Source organism: Streptomyces sp. MBT53, from assembly GCF_016654115.1.
GTDB lineage: Bacteria > Actinomycetota > Actinomycetes > Streptomycetales > Streptomycetaceae > Streptomyces.
In genome coordinates this window covers 1-17,384 of the sequence record NZ_JAEQAZ010000240.1, presented here as the reverse complement: position 1 = coordinate 17,384, position 17,384 = coordinate 1, and the positions used below count along the sequence as shown (strand labels likewise).

15 protein-coding genes are annotated in these 17,384 nt (G+C 70.4%); 7 read left to right on the top strand and 8 right to left on the bottom strand.

Going from position 1 to position 17,384, the window contains the following annotated elements; translation table 11 throughout:
* Nucleotides 1–52: 52 nt before the first annotated feature.
* The gene (locus JHN45_RS45640; RefSeq protein ID WP_201055313.1) at nucleotides 53–1,015 is read right to left on the bottom strand and encodes a GlxA family transcriptional regulator; all 963 of its coding nucleotides are present in this window, start codon (nucleotides 1,013–1,015) and stop codon (nucleotides 53–55) included.
* 114 nt (nucleotides 1,016–1,129) lie between these two features.
* Between JHN45_RS45640 and JHN45_RS45635 the strand changes: the two genes are divergently transcribed.
* Nucleotides 1,130–1,999: a hypothetical protein gene (locus tag JHN45_RS45635; protein ID WP_201055312.1), complete on the top strand. Its 870-nt coding sequence runs from the start codon at nucleotides 1,130–1,132 to the stop codon at nucleotides 1,997–1,999.
* Between the two features lie 61 nt (nucleotides 2,000–2,060).
* Here JHN45_RS45635 and JHN45_RS45630 read toward each other — a convergent pair whose 3' ends face one another.
* Nucleotides 2,061–2,795, bottom strand: coding sequence for a DUF6585 family protein (locus JHN45_RS45630; RefSeq protein WP_201055311.1), 735 nt, complete (start codon nucleotides 2,793–2,795; stop codon nucleotides 2,061–2,063).
* Nucleotides 2,796–2,991: 196 nt separating this feature from the next.
* Between JHN45_RS45630 and JHN45_RS45625 the strand changes: the two genes are divergently transcribed.
* Complete coding sequence (locus JHN45_RS45625) at nucleotides 2,992–5,388, top strand: Tex family protein (RefSeq protein ID WP_201055310.1); 2,397 nt, start codon at nucleotides 2,992–2,994, stop codon at nucleotides 5,386–5,388.
* 105 nt (nucleotides 5,389–5,493) lie between these two features.
* Nucleotides 5,494–5,916, top strand: coding sequence for a DUF664 domain-containing protein (locus JHN45_RS45620; protein WP_201055309.1), 423 nt, complete (start codon nucleotides 5,494–5,496; stop codon nucleotides 5,914–5,916).
* A gap of 130 nt (nucleotides 5,917–6,046) precedes the next feature.
* On the opposite strand, the gene JHN45_RS45615 is transcribed toward JHN45_RS45620, so the two are convergent.
* Complete coding sequence (locus JHN45_RS45615; protein ID WP_200715226.1) at nucleotides 6,047–7,690, bottom strand: ABC-F family ATP-binding cassette domain-containing protein; 1,644 nt, start codon at nucleotides 7,688–7,690, stop codon at nucleotides 6,047–6,049.
* A 48-nt stretch (nucleotides 7,691–7,738) separates the two neighbouring features.
* Entirely contained in the window at nucleotides 7,739–8,764 is a 1,026-nt protein-coding gene (locus JHN45_RS45610; RefSeq protein WP_201055314.1) for an oxidoreductase, read from the bottom strand.
* Nucleotides 8,765–8,848: 84 nt separating this feature from the next.
* Between JHN45_RS45610 and JHN45_RS45605 the strand changes: the two genes are divergently transcribed.
* On the top strand, nucleotides 8,849–9,802 hold the full coding sequence (locus JHN45_RS45605; protein ID WP_201055307.1) for an FAD-dependent oxidoreductase: 954 nt from the start codon (nucleotides 8,849–8,851) through the stop codon (nucleotides 9,800–9,802).
* Between the two features lie 68 nt (nucleotides 9,803–9,870).
* Here the strand turns inward: JHN45_RS45605 and JHN45_RS45600 are convergent, their stop codons facing one another.
* The gene (locus JHN45_RS45600) at nucleotides 9,871–11,823 is read right to left on the bottom strand and encodes a Xaa-Pro dipeptidyl-peptidase (RefSeq protein WP_201055305.1); all 1,953 of its coding nucleotides are present in this window, start codon (nucleotides 11,821–11,823) and stop codon (nucleotides 9,871–9,873) included.
* 256 nt (nucleotides 11,824–12,079) lie between these two features.
* Here JHN45_RS45600 and JHN45_RS45595 point away from each other — a divergent pair, with 256 nt between their 5' ends.
* Nucleotides 12,080–13,567, top strand: coding sequence for a M1 family metallopeptidase (locus JHN45_RS45595; RefSeq protein ID WP_201055303.1), 1,488 nt, complete (start codon nucleotides 12,080–12,082; stop codon nucleotides 13,565–13,567).
* 57 nt (nucleotides 13,568–13,624) lie between these two features.
* Here the strand turns inward: JHN45_RS45595 and JHN45_RS45590 are convergent, their stop codons facing one another.
* Together JHN45_RS45590 and JHN45_RS45585 are read right to left on the bottom strand one after the other, a co-directional pair.
* Nucleotides 13,625–14,536 carry a PfkB family carbohydrate kinase gene (locus JHN45_RS45590; protein ID WP_201055301.1) on the bottom strand — a complete coding sequence of 304 codons (912 nt, stop codon included), beginning with the start codon at nucleotides 14,534–14,536 and terminating at the stop codon, nucleotides 13,625–13,627.
* 81 nt (nucleotides 14,537–14,617) lie between these two features.
* Nucleotides 14,618–15,097 (bottom strand): macro domain-containing protein, encoded by a 480-nt coding sequence (locus tag JHN45_RS45585; RefSeq protein WP_201055299.1) that lies wholly within the window; start codon nucleotides 15,095–15,097, stop codon nucleotides 14,618–14,620.
* Between the two features lie 97 nt (nucleotides 15,098–15,194).
* Between JHN45_RS45585 and JHN45_RS45580 the strand changes: the two genes are divergently transcribed.
* Nucleotides 15,195–15,917, top strand: a complete 723-nt coding sequence (locus tag JHN45_RS45580; protein ID WP_201055297.1) for a MerR family transcriptional regulator — start codon at nucleotides 15,195–15,197, stop codon at nucleotides 15,915–15,917.
* Here JHN45_RS45580 and JHN45_RS45575 read toward each other — a convergent pair.
* The gene (locus JHN45_RS45575) at nucleotides 15,894–16,619 is read right to left on the bottom strand and encodes an SDR family NAD(P)-dependent oxidoreductase (RefSeq protein ID WP_201055295.1); all 726 of its coding nucleotides are present in this window, start codon (nucleotides 16,617–16,619) and stop codon (nucleotides 15,894–15,896) included. The two genes, JHN45_RS45580 and JHN45_RS45575, sit on opposite strands and share 24 nt — an antisense overlap.
* A 137-nt stretch (nucleotides 16,620–16,756) precedes the next feature.
* Here JHN45_RS45575 and JHN45_RS45570 point away from each other — a divergent pair.
* Nucleotides 16,757–17,384: ABC transporter permease (locus JHN45_RS45570; protein ID WP_374195685.1), on the top strand; the 628-nt coding region annotated here is incomplete at its 3' end.

The window sequence follows — 17,384 nt, the reverse complement described above, 5'->3', positions numbered from 1 at the left end:
ACAGCCGACAGCCGACAGCCGGAGATTGCCGGTGCGCCGAGTCCGTCCGCGTTCAGTGGGCGCGTGTCGCCGGTGCCGGGCGGAAGCGGCGGCGGTATTCCGCCGGGGCCGTGCCGAGGGATTTGAGGAAGGCTCGGCGCATGGCCTCCGGGGTGCCGTAGCCGCTGGCGCGGGAGATCTCCTCGATGCCGTCGCCGGTGTCCTCCAGGAGGCGTCGGGCGTGTTCGAGGCGGACGCGGTCGACGTAGCGGCCGGGGGTCGTACCGGTCTCGGCCCGGAAGGCGCGGGCGAAGTGGCGGGGCGAGAGGCGGGCGCGGGCGGCCAGGGACTCGACGCCCAGATCGTCGCCCGGGTGCTCGGTGATCCACTGCTGGACCTCGCGGAGGGGTTCCCGGCTGGCCGTCTGGGCGGCGAGCTGGGCGCTGAACTGGGCCTGGTTGCCCGGTCGGCGCAGGAAGACGACCAGGTGGCGGGCGATGGTCAGCGCCGTGTCCCGGCCCAGGTCCTCCTCGACCAGGGCCAGCGCGAGGTCGATGCCCGAGGTGACGCCGGCGGAGGTGGAGACAGGTCCGTCGCGGACGTAGATGGGGTCGGGTTCGACCGTCACGGCGGGATGGTCACGGGCGAACTTCGCGCAGTACGCCCAGTGCGTGGTGGCCCGTCGTCCGTCCAGCAGACCTGCCTCGGCGAGCACGATCGCCCCGGTGCAGACGGACACCAGGCGCTCGGCGCGCGGTCCGTGCTCGCGCAGCCAGTCGGTCAGCCGCGGGTCCGGACCGCGGGTGCCCGGGCCGCCGGGGACGAGGAGGGTGTGCGGGGCGGGTGCGTCGGTGAGGGTCGAGTCCGGTACGAGGGTCAGGCCGCTGGAGGTGCGTACCGGGCCGCCGTCCAGGGAGGCCGTACGGATGCGATAGGTGCCCGGAGCCTGCTTCTCGGCGCCCGCGAAGACCTCCACCGGGCCGGTGACATCGAGGCTCAGCACATCGTCGAAGAGGACCACCAGGACGGTTCGCATACCGTGGATTCTTCGCGTTCCCCCGCACCGTCCGCAATGACGAGTACCCCACCTTTCCTGCCATCCGATGCCCGCCACTGGAGACCGTACCGACCAGTCGGTAACGTGACCGCCATGACTACTGCCGCCGTCGATCCCCGTGCCGGGCGCCGTTGCCACAACGCGCTCAACTCCCTGCACGCCACGCTCTACTTCTCGCCCGACCTGGGGAGGGAATTCTCGGAGCTCGGAGTCACGGACTCCAGGGCGATCAACTTCGCCGCACGGGCGGCGGCGCTGGGGCGGGTCGGGCCCGGCGTGGTGGCGGCGACCTTCTACAACTACAAGTACGAACTCGTGGCCGAGCATGTGCCCGCCGTGTGGGAGATCGTCTCCCCGGAGCAGGCACTTCAGGCACGCGCGCGTGCCGTCGACGCGACCCTGCGCCGGCTGCTGGACGACGACGTGGTCGAGTCGGAGGAGATGGCGGAGGCCGCGCGGCTGGCGCTGCGGGCCACCGAGGCGTGCACGCGCGCCGCCCGCCCCCTGTACGCCGCGCATGCCGATCTGCCGGTCCCGGAGGAGCCGCACCTCGCGTACTTCCACGCCGCGACCCTGCTGCGCGAGCACCGCGGCGACGGTCATCTGGCCGCCCTGATGTCCGCCGAGCTCGACAGCCTGGAGGCGGTGGTGACCCACACCGCGACCGGCAAGGGCATGACACCGAAGTGGGTGTTCGGCACGCGGGGCTGGAGCCAGGAGGAGTGGGACGCCGCCGCGGGACGGCTGGGGAAGCGCGGACTGCTCGACGGGGACGGCGAGTTGACCGAGGCGGGCGTCGCACTGCGCGCCGGGATCGAGGCGGAGACCGACCGCCTGGACCGGGCACCCTACGAGCACCTGGGCGCCGAAGGGGTCGTACGACTGACCGAGCTGGCGACCGGGTTCGCCCGGCGCGCGCTCGCCGCCGGGGCGTTTCCGGCGAACCTGCTGGGCAAGAGCTAGCAGCCGGACCGCGACCGGACATCACACCGGCGGCGCCGAGACGCTCTCCCGCCGAGCGGGCTCACGCGCCGCGGTGCTTGTCCACCATGGCCAGGAACACCTGAAGGTTGGGGACGCTCTTGGCCATGGCGCGGGCCCAGAAGGCCGATTCGCCGGTCTTCGTCACCGCGACGGCGCCGCCGCCGAGCTTGACCTGCCCCACCTGGGTCCAGGGCAGCAGCTGCTTGCGGTGCGCGACGCCCGCGGTGGAGAGGTCGAACTCGCCGAAGTCCAGAACCTCGCCGGCCAGGAACGCCTGCTGCGCGGCGGCACCTTGGGCCCGCAGTACCGCCGTCTGCATGGCCGGGGCCCAAGTGCGGGGGTTTTCGTAGAAGTTGGTGACTGTCACGCTCGCGCCCGGGCTCGTCGCCACGCAGGTGTACAGGATCGGGCCCGGTATGCCGTTGATGATCTTCTGTACCTGCTCCTCGTAGAGCCTGATCCGGTCCCACCGCACGGCCACCGCGCCCGCGCCCGTCTCCTGGTCGGCGATCATGCCGTGCTCGAACAGGTGCAGACGCTTGGCCGCCTGTCCGGGGTTGAAGTCCGGGGTGCGGCGGAGCGCCACGTAGTAGAAGATCACGGCCGGTATCACGAACATGAAGAACAGCACCGCGAGCGTCAGGTAGAACGACGACTTCACGAACCACCCGAACCGCTGGGGTCTGAAGGTGGCGACCAGCGCGCCCAGTTCGTGCTGTGCCGCCAGTTCGGCGACGGCAGGGGACGGGGGCGCAAGGGGGACTGTCGCGGGCATGAGCCTCAACTTCGCTGGGAGTGGTGTCAGTTGTCCATAGCCTGCTCATACCAGGCGATACCCGCAGCCTGTCCTACTCCGCTCCCAGCGTCCAGAAGATCACGGAAAAACGGATCCGGGACGGCGCCTGATCCCCGAGTGTCGGTGCCACCTGCCACAATTGCCGCGCAACCTCAGTGGAGAAGGCGGTACGGGCGTGACGACACCCCTCGTAGGGTCCATCGAAGGCAGGATCGCCGAGGAGCTCGGCGTACGGGAGCGGCAGGTGAAGGCCGCCGTCGAGCTGCTCGACGGCGGTTCGACGGTGCCCTTCATCGCCCGCTACCGCAAGGAAGCGACCGAGATGCTCGACGACGCGCAGCTGCGCACGCTCGAGGAGCGGCTGCGGTATCTGCGGGAGCTGGAGGAGCGGCGGACCGCGATCCTCGAATCGGTGCGCGAGCAGGGCAAGCTCACCGAGGAGCTGGAGGCGCAGATCCGGGCCGCCGAGACCAAGGCGCGCCTTGAGGACATCTACCTCCCGTACAAGCCCAAGCGGCGCACCAAGGCGCAGATCGCGCGCGAGGCCGGTCTTGAGCCGCTCGCGGAGGGCCTGTTGGGCGACCCGTCCGTGGAGCCGCTGGCCGCTGCCGCCGCGTTCGTCGACGCCGACAAGGGTGTCGCCGATCCGCAGGCCGCCCTGGACGGCGCCCGGGCGATCCTCACCGAGCGATTCTCGGAGGACGCCGACCTGATCGGCGAGCTGCGCGAGCGGATGTGGGGGCGCGGGCGCCTCGCCGCGAAGGTGCGGGACGGCAAGGAGGAGGCGGGCGCGAAGTTCGCCGACTACTTCGACTTCTCGGAGCCGTTCACCGCGCTGCCCTCGCACCGCATTCTCGCGATGCTGCGCGGCGAGAAGGAGGACGTCCTCGATCTCGTCCTGGAGCCCGAGGAGCCGTCCGAGCAGCCCGGCCCGTCCTCCTACGAGGGGATGGTCGCCCACCGCTTCCAGATCCTCGACCGGGGCCGTCCCGGTGACAAGTGGCTGCAGGACACGGTCCGTTGGGCCTGGCGCACCCGCATCCTCGTACACCTCGGCATCGACCTTCGGCTAAGGCTGCGTACGGCTGCCGAGGACGAGGCGGTCAACGTCTTCGCTTCGAACCTGCGCGACCTGCTGCTGGCCGCCCCGGCCGGCACCCGCGCGACCCTCGGCCTGGACCCCGGTTTCCGTACGGGCGTGAAGGTGGCCGTCGTCGACGCGACCGGCAAGGTCGTTGCCACCGACGTCATCTACCCGCACGTCCCGGCCAACAAGTGGGACGAGGCCCTCGCCAAGCTGGCCCGGCTGTCCGCGCAGCACTCGGTCGACCTGATCGCGATCGGCAACGGCACGGCGTCCCGCGAGACCGACAAGCTCGCCGGTGAACTCATCACCAGGCACCCGGAGTTGAACCTCACCAAGGTGATGGTGTCCGAGGCCGGTGCGTCGGTGTACTCGGCGTCCGCGTTCGCCTCGCAGGAACTGCCCGACATGGACGTGTCGTTGCGCGGCGCCGTCTCCATCGCGCGCCGACTCCAGGACCCCCTGGCCGAGTTGGTGAAGATCGACCCCAAGTCGATCGGTGTCGGCCAGTACCAGCACGACCTGTCCGAGGTGAAGCTGTCGCGCTCGCTGGACGCGGTGGTCGAGGACTGTGTGAACGGCGTCGGCGTGGACGTCAACACCGCCTCCGCGCCGCTGCTTTCACGCGTCTCCGGCATCACCTCCGGCCTCGCCGAGAACATCGTGTCGCACCGCGACGCCAACGGCCCCTTCACCTCGCGCACCCAGCTGAAGAACGTGGCCCGGCTCGGCCCGAAGGCCTACGAGCAGTGCGCGGGCTTCCTGCGCATCCGGGGCGGCGACGACCCGCTCGACGCGTCCAGCGTGCACCCCGAGGCGTATCCGGTCGTACGGCGGATGGTGAAGACGGCGGGCAGCGAGGTGGCGTCGCTGATCGGCAACACGGCGGTGCTGCGGTCGCTGAAGCCGACGGAGTTCGTGGACGAGACGTTCGGTCTGCCGACCGTGACCGACATCCTGAAGGAGCTGGAGAAGCCGGGGCGCGACCCGCGGCCCGCGTTCAAGACGGCCACGTTCAAGGACGGTGTCGAGAAGATCTCCGACCTGGCGCCCGGGATGGTCCTGGAGGGTGTCGTCACGAACGTCGCCGCGTTCGGGGCGTTCATCGACGTCGGCGTCCACCAGGACGGACTGGCCCACGTTTCCGCCCTGTCGAAGACGTTCGTGAAGGACCCGCGGGACGTGGTGAAGCCGGGGGACATCGTCAAGGTGAAGGTGCTTGATGTCGACATTCCTCGGAAGCGGATCTCGTTGACGTTGCGCCTGGACGACTCGGCGGAGGCGCAGGCCTCCGGCGGGGAGCGGCGACCGCAGGGTGGGGGTGGCGAGCGTCGGCAGCGGGGCGGTGGGCGTCCGCCTCAGCAGCGGCAGCAGCAGGGCGGCGGTTCGGGTTCGCGCCAGGCGGCTCCGCCGCCGGCCAACAGTGCGATGGCCGATGCTCTGCGCAAGGCCGGGCTGCTGGACCCGGGGAAGAAGGGCAAGCGCTGACGGTTTTGTAGGTCAGGTTGTGGGGAGCTGCGGGCCGGTGGGGGCTGGGCGCGCAGTTCCCCGCGCCCCTACAGGGCGCTTGGCGCCCTGCTACAAACTGGGGGCATGATCACACCGGACTTCAAAGCTGGCCTGCGCGTCATCCTTCAGGACAGCCGTGACACGCTCCTCTGGAAGCTCGAAGGGCTGTCGGAGTACGACATCCGGCGACCCATGACGCCGACCGGCACCAATCTGCTGGGGCTGGTCAAGCATCTGGCCGGCGCCGAGGCGTTCTACTTCGGGACCGTCTTCGAACGGCCCGTCGACGCACCGGAGTTGTGGATCGCGTCCGACGAGACACGGGAGCAGATCGTCGGCGACCACCAGCGGATCTGCGCACACTCGGACACGACGAACGAGGCGCTGCCCCTGTACGAGACCTCCCGGCAGGCGGGCCACGCCGACGTCGTACGAGAACTCATCGACGGAGCGGCGGGCCAGCGGGACGGAGGCGACAACATGGCACCGGGCGACGCGAGTTGGTGAGCGGAGCATCGGGATCGGGTGCAGAGCTCCGCAGAAGAAGCGGCAGGTCAGCGCGCCCCAAAGGGGCGCGGGGAACTGCGCGACCAGCCCCCACCGGCCCGCAGCCAATGAACCGCTCAACCAGCGGAGCTCACCGCTGCTCAGTCACCTTCCCGTCCGCCACCTCCAACCGCCGAGTCACCTGAACCGCGTCCAACATCCGCCGGTCATGCGTGACCAACAACAACGTGCCCTCGTACGCATCCAGCGCCGACTCCAACTGCTCGATCGCCGGCAGGTCGAGGTGGTTCGTCGGCTCGTCCAGGACCAGGAGGTTGACACCCCGGCCCTGGAGCAGCGCCAGGGCCGAACGGGTCCGCTCGCCCGGTGACAACGTCCCGGCCGGCCGCATCACGTGGTTCGCCTTGAGGCCGAACTTGGCGAGCAGCGTGCGGACTTCGGCCGGTTCCGTGTCCGGGACGGCCGCGCAGAACGCGTCGAGCAGGGACTCCTCGCCGTGGAACAGCTGGCGTGCCTGATCGACCTCGCCGACCAGGACACCCGAGCCGAGCGTCGCGTGCCCCGCGTCCAGCGGGATACGGCCGAGCAGCGCGGCGAGAAGCGTCGACTTGCCCGCGCCGTTCGCGCCGGTGACCGCGACCCGGTCCGCCCAGTCGATCTGGAGGGACACCGGTCCGAAGGCGAAGTCGCCGCGTCGTACCTCGGCGTCCCGCAACGTCGCGACGACCGCGCCCGAGCGGGGCGCGGAGGCGATCTCCATGCGCAGTTCCCACTCCTTGCGGGGCTCCTCGACGACGTCGAGGCGTTCGATCATGCGCTGGGTCTGCCGGGCCTTCGCGGCCTGCTTCTCGCTGGCCTCGCTGCGGAACTTGCGGCCGATCTTGTCGTTGTCGTTGTTCGCCTTGCGGCGGGCGTTCTTGACGCCCTTGTCCATCCAGCCGCGCTGCATCTGGGCGCGGTCCTGGAGAGCGGAGCGCTTGTCGGCGTACTCCTCGAAGTCGTCGCGGGCGTGCCGGCGGGCCACGTCCCGCTCCTCAAGATAGGCCTCGTAGCCGCCGCCGTAGAGGTTGATCTGGTTCTGGGCCAGGTCGAGTTCGAGGACCTTGGTGACGGTGCGGGTGAGGAACTCGCGGTCGTGCGAGACGACGACGGTGCCGGCGCGGAGGCCGGAGACGAAGCGTTCGAGGCGTTCCAGGCCGTCGAGGTCCAGGTCGTTGGTGGGCTCGTCGAGGAGGAAGACGTCGTAACGCGAAAGGAGAAGCGAGGCCAGGCCCGCGCGCGCCGCCTGGCCGCCGGACAGGGCGGTCATCGGCTGGTCGAGGTCGATGGTGAGGCCGAGGGTGTCGGCGATCTCCTCGGCGCGTTCGTCGAGGTCGGCGCCGCCGAGGTCGAGCCAGCGCTCCAGGCTCGCGGAGTAGGCGTCGTCGGCGCCGGGTGCGCCGTCGACCAGTGCCTGGGTGGCCTCGTCCATGGTGCGCTGGGCCTCGGCGACGCCGGTGCGGCGGGCCAGGAACTCGCGCACGCTCTCGCCCGGGCGCCGGTCGGGTTCCTGCGGGAGGTGTCCTACGGTCGCGGCCGGCGGGGAGAGGCGCAGTTCGCCCTCCTCCGGTGCGAGGAGTCCGGCGAGCATCCTCAGGAGGGTGGACTTGCCGGCGCCGTTGGCACCGACAAGGCCGATCACGTCGCCGGGGGCGACGACGAGGTCGAGCCCGGTGAACAGGGCGCGGTCGCCGTGTCCGGCGGCGAGATTCTTGGCGACGAGAGTGGCAGTCATCAGACCGCCGATCCTAATCGGTCCCCTTCCCGGCCCGCGCCGCGCGTTTCAGCGCGCCATCGGCGCCACCAGCACGCTCCCCGTGGTGCGGGCCACCACGAAGGACTCCCCCTTCACGGCTTTGGCGTCGAGGGCGATGCGGTGGCGGCCGGGTTCCAGGACGCCGTCGAAGACGTCCTGGGTGTGGCTGCGGTGGAGGCGGTCGAGGCGGTACGCGGTGACGCGCACCCGGCACGGGGAGGTGACCTCGATGCCCGCCTCGCCGTCGGCGGCGACCAGCCGGGTCAGCCGGTGCTGTTCCAACGGGCGGCGGTCCAGGGCGTGTTCGATCTGGGCGACGAGGAGCGGGACGACGGGGGCGAGTCCGTCGACGTAGGCCACTTCCACGCCCGCGCGGACGAACGCGGCCCGTACGGCGGCGCGTTGCTCCTCGGTGACGGCGCGGCCGAAGGCTACGGCGCCGTAGCCGCGGAGTTCGTCGGCGGGGACGTGGGTCGCGTCGCCGGTGATCTCGGCGCCGATGCCGATGGCGCGGAGGGCGGCGGCGAGTTTGTTGAGGACGGCGACGCGGGCGCCGATGAGGAGGACGCGGCGTGTGGCGGCCGGGGGTTCGGTGCCGTCGATGAGGGAGTCGAGGGCGGCACGGTACTCGGTGCCGGCGAAGCGGAAGGGCCCTATGCCGTGGTAGCCGTTGCGTTCCAGGTCGGCGTGTTCGTCGGTCTGCCAGGCGAAGTCGCGCCAGATGTAGTCGGTGCCGTCGCGTTCGATGACGGCGGTGACGGCGCCGCAGGCCAGGTCCGCGCACTCGGGGCAGCCGTAGATGATGTGGCGTCCGTCCTCCAGGGGTGGGTCGGTCTCCAGGAGGAGGCTGCGGACCTGGGCGGTGAAGATCGCGGGCGGGATGTCGGAGGCGAGCGGGGAGACGGCGTCCAGGTCGGCGAGCTGGAAGAGCAGCGGGCGGCCGTCGACGAGGAAGTCGACGAAGTCGCGGTGCACCTGGTAGCCGCCGTCCGCGAGGACGTCACCGGCGCGCATCGCCGGTGCCAGGCCGAAGGCCGCGTACGCGGCGGACATCGCGTGTTCGGCAGACATGCTGTGAGTATCCCCAGCACGATGCCGGTGTGAGCACGGCATGGTGCATTCCGCTACCGTCCGCGCATGGAGAGCGGTGTGAGTGGCGAAGTCATCGTGGTCGGCGGGGGCGTCATCGGGCTGACGACGGCCGTCGTCCTGGCCGAGAGCGGTGCCCGGGTCCGGGTGTGGACGCGGGAGAGCGTCGAGCTGACGACCTCGGCGGTCGCGGGCGCGCTGTGGTGGCCGTACCGGATCGAGCCGGAGGCGCTCGTCGGCGAGTGGGCGCTCCAATCGCTCGGTGTGTACGAGGAGTTGGCGGCGCGGCCCGAGGAGACGGGCGTACGCATGGTCGAGGGTGTACAGGGCGGGACGCGGCTGGACGAGCTGGGGCCGTGGGCGCGCCGGGTGCCGGGGCTGCGGGCGGCGCGGGCCGAGGAGTACGCGGGCGGCGGGCTGTGGGGAACGTTGCCGCTGATCGACATGCCGGCCCATCTGCCGTGGCTGCGGGAGCGGTTCCTGCGGGCGGGCGGGACGGTCGAGGAGGCGTCGGTGACGGACCTCGCCGAGGTGCCGGCGCCCGTCGTCGTCAACTGCACGGGCCTGGACTCGCTGGACCTGGTGCCCGATCGCTCGATGCGGCCGGTGCGCGGCCAGTTGGTCGTGGTGGAGAACCCGGGGATCACGACCTGGTTCACGTCGGTCGACCACACGGCGGACACGTCGACGTACTTCTTCCCGCAGCCGGGCGGGCTGATCCTGGGCGGCACGGCCGAGGACGGCGCCTGGTCGACGACGCCGGACCCCGCGACCGCCGAGGCGATCATCGCGCGGTGCGCGGCGGTCCGGCCGGAGATCGCCGACGCCCGGGTCCTGGAGCACCGGGTGGGCCTGCGGCCGACCCGGCCCGCGGTACGACTGGAGCGTCAAGTGCTGCCGGGCGGCCGGGTGTTGGTGCACAACTACGGTCACGGCGGGGCGGGCATCACGGTGGCGTGGGGGTGCGCCGAGGAGGCCGCGGAGTTGGTACGGCTGGGCTGAGCCTCGCCTGTCTGCCCGGAGCGGGGCGGCGGAGGTGTTCGCGCCGCCGCTCCGCTCCGGGTCGGTGATCAGTTGCCCGGTACCCGCTGGGCGGCGGGACGGGGTGCCCGTACGCCGTTGAGGGTGGTGGCCGTGGGTACCGTGGACCTGACTCCGGTCGTGGCCTTCGCGAACGCCGACGCGCCGCCGACGAGCGGGAGTTGGGCCGACGTGCGGGACAGGGAAACGGTGAGGGTCGGGGTGGTGGACGGCGGGTCGATGAGGTCCCGGTCCGTGCCCGCGACGATCAGGGCGAGGCGGTGCCCGGCCGGGACGACGTGGTCGGTCGCCGCCAGGTCGAGCGTGATGGTGTAGGCCTTGCCGGGGGTGAGCGGTACGCCCTTCGTGGCGGAGGCGTGGTTGCCGAGGTCGGCCCAGCCGCGGCTGAAGACGTTGTAGTCGACTGCCGTGGTCTTGGCCTGGGTTGCCAGGAAGCAGGCGCTGTCACCCGCCGTGCTCGCGCCCCAGCAGGTGCGGTTGGTGAGCGTGGTGATGCCCTCCGCCGAGTCGGCGTAGTCGCGGATGGTGTCGGGGCCCAAGTCCACCAGTACGGCGGAGAGATGGGCGGTGGCGGTGGTGGGGGTCGCCGTGATCGTCACCTTCGAGGAACCCGAAAGACGCAGATCCTTCTTGAGCGGTCCGGTGACGAAACCGGCCTTGTCCGCCGTCGACTTGTCGATCGCGGCGGCCCAATCCGTCTCGCTCTCCTGCGGGTTGTCGGTGAACGTCTCCGTCCCGGTGCCCTTGCCGAGGCCGAGCGTGCCGACGCCCGCCCGGGTGCCCTGCGCGGGGTGGAGGGTCGTGGTCGCGGTGCCGCTCGGCGGCCAGACCTTCGACGTCTCCCACTGGTCGGGGTGGCGTTCGACGTCGGCCATCGGCCGGCGGTCGATTCCGTTGTCGTAGCCGAGGAGTTCATGGTCGAACCAGCGGTGCAGGGTGTCGACCCAGGCGTCGCGGCGGTAGTCGAAGGGGTCGACGTGGCCGGTCTGGGAGAGCCAGATCTTGCGCTCGACACCGTTCTTGGCGAGGGCGTCCCACCACTGGCCGAAGTTCTTGGTGCGGACGTTGAGGTCCTGCAGCCCGTGCACGAGGAAGACGCTGGCCTTGACCTTGCTCGCGTCCTTCACATAGTCGCGCTCGGTCCAGAACGGCGTCCAGTCGCCGGTGCGCGGGGCCCCGTCGACGATCTTCTGCTGGACGGCGGCGCACTTGGCCTGTGCGTCGGGGCTCTCGACCACGTTGGACAGCCAGTCGGGGCCGGAGTCGTAGAGCGGGGCGCCCTTGGCGAAGTAGTAGTCGTACCAGGAGGAGATGGCGCTGATCGGGACGATCGTCTTCAGGCCCTTGACGCCGGTTGCGGCGACGCCGTTGGCGATGGTGCCGTCCCAGCTCTTGCCGATCATTCCCGTCTTGCCGTTGGTCCAACTCGCCGTGGCGCGGGCGGTTCCGGTGCGTGTGGTGTAAGCCTTGGCCCGTCCGTTGAGCCAGTCGACGACGGCCTTGGCGGACTGGATGTCGGAGCGGCCGCCGACGTCGACGCAGCCGTCGGAGCGGTTGGTGCCGGCGAGGTCGACGCCGACGAAGGCGTAGCCGCGGGGCACGAAGTAGTTGTCGTAGAACAGCGGCATCTGGACAACGTTGCCGCCGGCGTCGTAGGTCTTCAGCTGGCCCTCGTTGCCGCGTCCGCAGCAGGAGTAGTAGGGGCTGGCGTCCATGATGACGGGGACTTTGCGGCCCTCGCTGGCGGGTTCGCTCGGCCGGACGATGTCGACGGCGACCCGGTCGGTCTTCCCGTCTCCGTCGCCGTCGAGTCCGGTGTCCACCCAGACGGCCTCGCGGATCGCGTTGGCGTAGGAGTAGACGGGTTGGCTTTCCTGCGGGGCGCTCTGGGCCACTGCCGGGGTGAGGAAAGTGGCCAGGAGGGCGGCGGTCGCCGCCGTCGCGAGCGATCTCCAGATCGTGAAGCGCGTGCGTTTCGGCATGCGCGGACGGTACATCGGTCAACTCCCGTGCTGAAAGAGGCACTCGGAGTCATGTCGGCCGAATGGCGATCGTGTGACAGGAGGTGCCGTGGACAGGCGTGGGCGCACAGGGACTGAATAGCCTTTGAACAGACCGAAGACCGAGTGAACCCTTCGTCTTTACAGCACTACAGCTCTACAGCTTTACGGCTCTTCGACCTTCGTGGACCCCCACGGCTCCCCGGCTTCCCGCGGAGCCCTACGACTTGGAGTTCTCGTGCACCGCAGAATCATCGCGCCGGGAGCGCTCGCGGCGGCCTCCCTGCTGCTGGCGATCCCGGCCTCGGCGGCAAGCTACTCCCCCGGCGCTCCGGGTATCGGCGACCCCTACTACCCGGCCTACGGCAACGGCGGCTACGACGTCTCGCACTACGACCTCAGGCTTCAGTACCAGCCCACGACGGACGAGTTGGCGGGTACCGCCACCATCCTCGCCAGGACCACGCAGGACCTCTCGCGGTTCGATCTGGACTTCCTCCTCGACGTGAGCGAGGTGCGGGTCAACGGCGTGAAGGCGACCTTCGCGACCTCCGGCCAGCACGAGCTGGAGATCACCCCGAAGACTCCGCTGCCGTCGGGCACGCCGATCACGGTCGTGGTCCGCTACAGCGGGGTGCCGTCCACGAAGAGCGCCTACGGCTTCACCACCTGGCACCGCACTCCGGACGGCGCGGTCGCGGCGGACGAGCCCGAGTCGGCGTGGTGGTGGTTCCCGAGCAACGACCACCCGAGCGACAAGGCGACCTACGACGTGTCGGTGGCCGTACCGAACGGCACCCAGGCCATCTCCAACGGAACGCTCCAGTCGACGAGTTCACAGCTCGGCTGGACCCGCTACAACTGGCGGGAGAACAAGCCGCAGGCCACCTATCTGGCCACGCTCGCGCTCGGCAGGTTCGACATCACGACCAGCACCTCGGAGGGCGGGGTCCCGGTCGTCAACGCCTACAGCAAGGACCTCGGCGACAACGACGGGTCCGCGCGGGCGAGCGTGGAGCGCACCGGCGAGATCGTCGACTGGCTGAGCGGCTACTTCGGTCCGTATCCCTTCAGCAACGCCGGTGGGTATGTGCCCAACACGACCACCGGGTACGCGCTGGAGACCCAGAGCCGCGTCTACTACAGCCCGAGGCAGTTCGCGAACGGCGCCAACACCTCCGTCGTCGTACACGAGTTGGCCCACCAGTGGTACGGCGACGACGTGTCGCTGAAGGGCTGGAAGGACATCTGGATCAACGAGGGCTTCGCGCGCTACGCGCAGTGGCTGTGGTCCGAGCACGAGGGCGAGGGCACGACGCAGCAACTCGCCAACTACGTCTACGCGTTGCACCCGGCGGACGACGCGTTCTGGACGATCGCGCCGGGCGACCCGGGTCCGGAGGACCAGTTCGAACTCCCCGTCTACGACCGGGGCGCGCTGGCCATCCAGGCGCTGCGCAACGAGATCGGCGACGACGCGTTCTTCGCCATTCTCAAGGGCTGGCCGAAGGAGCACGCGTACGGCAACGCGTCCGTCCAGGACTTCCAGGCCTACGCCGAGCAGGTGTCGGGGAAGTCGTTGTCGGCGCTCTTCGACACGTGGCTGTTCGAGCCGACGAAGCCTGCGGCGCCCGCCGCGCGGGCCGCTTCCATCGCGAAGGCGGCTGTGGCTCCGGTGCAGCCGAAGTCCTGGAAGCAGATCGCGGCTACCAACGACGTGCACTAAGCGTCTGCCGGGTTCGGTGGGATACGGCGGAGCGCAAATCGACACAGCCCCGCGCCCCTAAAGGGGCGCTGTGCCTGCCCGCGTCAGGAGCTCGCCGCGGGTTATCGCCTCCGCCTCCGTCGAGGGCACCGTGCAGGCGTGGGCGCCCGCGATCGAGCCGTACAGGGCGGCGCGCTGTGGTGTCTCCCTGTTGAGCCAGCCGTACAGGAAAGCCGCGGCGAAGGCGTCGCCCGCGCCGTTCGAGTCGATCGGTGGGGACGGCGGGGTGACCGGTGGGATGTGGGTCACCTCGTCGTCGGCCAGCAGGTACGCGCCCTGTGCTCCGGCCGTGGCGACGACCAGTTCGGCGCGGCCGTGCTCGGCGATGGCGCGCATGGTGCGGGCGGGGTCGCCGGTCAGCGCGGTCGTGGACAGGAAGACGATGTCCGCCGCGAGGGCGAACTCCTCCTGGTACGGGTTCTTGCCGTCCCAGTTGTGCAGGTCCGTCGAGATCGTCACGCCGGCCTCGCGCAGGGTGGGCAGCGCGTGGGCGCAGGGCTGGGTGATGGAGACATGGGCGTGGCGGCTGGTCTCGGCGAGGGCGCGGACCGTGGGTTCGGGCAGGCGGTCGTCGGGGTGGGCGCGGGTCGAGTCGTAGAGGGAGAGGCGGCGGCCGTCGGGGCCGACGAGGTTGACCGCGCGCTTGGTGCCGGCGGGCCCGGGGACTTCGGTGAGCGGGATGCCGTGGTCGCGGTGGAACGCGCGGACCAGGTCGCCCTCGGGGTCGGCTCCGAGCAGGTCGAGGTGGTGGGTGCGCAGGCCGAGCGCACTCAGGCCGAGGGCCACGAAGTCGCCGGTCTGGCCGGCGCGGGTGCGGATGCCGGGGTCGATCATGTAGCTGTCGGCGTACGGGAGCGGCAGTTCGGGGACGTGGACGATGGTGTCCACGCCGGCGCCGCCCAGGACGAGGACGTCGATGTCACGGCTCATGATCACGGCCTTCCCAGTAGTTGCGCAAGATTGTGCAACTCCTTTCAGCGCGGGGCAAGTTGGTTCGGGGATCGGCTCTGCTCAGTCCTCGTGGTCGTACACCGTCACCGCGATTCCCCGCCGTACCAGCCGCTCGGTGACGAGTGGTTCGACCCGGGACCACTTGCCGCCCGCGAGGCCGCAGCCGATGCGAGGCATGTGCACGGACGCGCCGAGTTCCGCCGCGCGGTCGGCCAGCAGGCCCAGGGCCGTGTCGATCGCCTCGTAGCGCACGGGAACGCCCTTGCTGCCCGTGCGTGTCCCCCGCTGGCCGATCATGTTGGTCACCCAGACATAGCGCTCGACCTGGACGAACTGGACGGCGCCCAGCCCGAAGTCGTTGGCCGCGCGGGCGCGGTGCCAGGCCCGGTACTCCTTCTCCGGCTCCGGCCAGCGGCGCGACACGGCCAGCACGAAGCCCTTTCCCCAGCCCCCGATGTCGTTGCAGACATGCGCGATCACCTTGACGCCCTTGACCGACGGAACGGTCGCGTCACCCCGGACATAGTTGATCTCCCCCATGCCGTCCACCGTAGACGGCACCACTGACAACGGCCCTGGCGCCGACAACGGCCTTCGGTGGTTTCACAGCATCGGTGAGACAGCGATACTGCTGCGCATGACGACCGACACCGGGGAGCCGACGCCACCGACGCTCACGATCGACGAACTGGCCGCGCGGGCCGGCACCACGGTCCGCACGGTCCGGTTCTACGGCACGAAGGGGCTGCTGCCGCCCCCGGTGATCGGGGCCCGGCGGGTCGGGCACTACGGGCAGGAGCATCTGGCGCGGCTCGCGCTGATCGAGGAGTTGCAGCACCAGGGCATGACGCTGGCGGCGATCGAGCGCTATGTGGCGCAACTGCCGCCGGACCTCAGCGCGCACGACCTCGCGATCCACCGCGCGGTGGTGGCGTCCTGGGCGCCGGACGGCACGGAGACCCTGGACCGGCGGGAGTTGGAGCGACGGGCCGGGCGGGCGCTGACCGAGGAGGACGTGGATCGGCTCGCCGCCATGGACGTGGTCCGGCCGGACGGCACCGCGTACCGCGTCGACTGCGGCCTGCTGCGGCTCGGTGTGCGACTGCTCGACGTGCCACTGTCCCAGGAGGCGATCCTCGCCGCGCGGAACGTACTGATCGAACACTCCCGTACGGCCGCCCACGAGTTGTCGCAGCTGTTTCGCGACGAGGTCTCCCAACGTGCCGCGCACGACGTGAAGTCGCTGTCCGAGCACATGCAACCCCTCGTGGTGCAGGCCCTTCTGACGGCCTTTCAGCGGTCGCTGCGGGAGGAGCTCCAGCAGTGGCTCGGCGCCTCACAAGTAGGCGGATCCGCCTGACACGTTGAGGGTCTGCCCGGTCAGGAAGCCGCTGCCCTCATCGACCACGTACAGCAGCGTCGAGACCAGGTCGGACGGCTGCTGGGTGCGCGGCACCACCTGCTGGTCGCGGACGTGCTCGAACCCGCCGTCCGCTCCGACCGTCCGCTCGGCGGTCGCGGTGCGCACCATGCTCGGCGCGATCGCGTTGACGGTGATGTCGTACGGCCCGAGCGCCGCCGCGAGCGACCGGGTGAAGCCGATCAGGCCCATCTTCGAGGCCACGTACGGGACCATCGTGGGCGGCGCGGTGAGGACGGCCGCCGAGACGATGTTGACGATACGGCCCATGCCGGCGGCCTTCAGATACGGCAGGACCGCGCGGGTCAGCAGGAACGGCGCCTCCAGATTGACGCGCATGACCCGGCGCCACTCCTCGGGCGTGATCTCCTCGAAGGGGCGCGACGGATAGACACCGGCGTTGTTGACCAGGACGTGCAGGGTGCCGAGTTGACCGATGAGACGGTCCAACGCCTGCTGGATCTGGGCCTCTTCGGTGACGTCGGCGATCAACTCCACGTAGTCCGGGACCTTTTCGGCGGTCTCCGGCTGCGGGACGAGGTCGAGTCCGGCGACCCGGTAGCCGTGCCCGGCGAGCGCGACGGCGAACTCCTGACCGAGGACCTGTGCCGCTCCGGTCACCAGGGCGGTACGCGTCTCCATGGGGCGAGTGTGACGATCCGTCAGGCCTCGGGCAAGAGCGCATTTCACTCGCTGAAACGCCCTGGTTGCCGCGCACGCCCGCTGGGCCCACCCTGCGTGACGACCCCAGCACCAGCCGCTTACGGGAGCCGTGCCCGATGACCGAGACCGAGCGTGCCGTGGACGACGCGGACGATGCGGACGACGCCGAGCGCGCCCGCGAACAGGGCGGCGGGCAGGGCCGGTTGACCCCGGCTCGGCATCGCTGGGTACGGGACGAGTTCGGTGTGCTGCTCGTGCTGGGGCTGCTGATCGCCGGGATCGGCATCCCGTACCCCGACTTCCTGGACACGGACAACCTCCTGTCCACCGCCCACAACTCCGTCTACATCTCGCTGATGGCGTGCGGCATGGTCTTCGCGCTGTCGATGCGCGAGGTCGATCTGTCGGTCGGCGGCAGCTACGCGATGTGCCTGGTCGTCGGGGCGCTGCTGGTGCGGGACGGCACCCCGCCGTGGCTCGCGGTACCGGTGATGCTGGTCACCGGGATCGTGCTGGGCGTGTTCAACGCGCTGGTGACGACGCTGCTGGCACTGCCGTCGTTCATCGTCACGCTGGGCACGCTGATGCTGTTCCGGGGTGTCGGGCTGGCCCTCGCCGACGGCAAGCAGATCACCGATCTCCCCCTGAACGACTCGTTCTTCACCTTCGCGGGCGGGGATCCGGGCGGGGTGCCGTTCGCCCTGTGGGTGCTCCTCGCGGTGATCGTTGTGCTGGCGGTCGTGC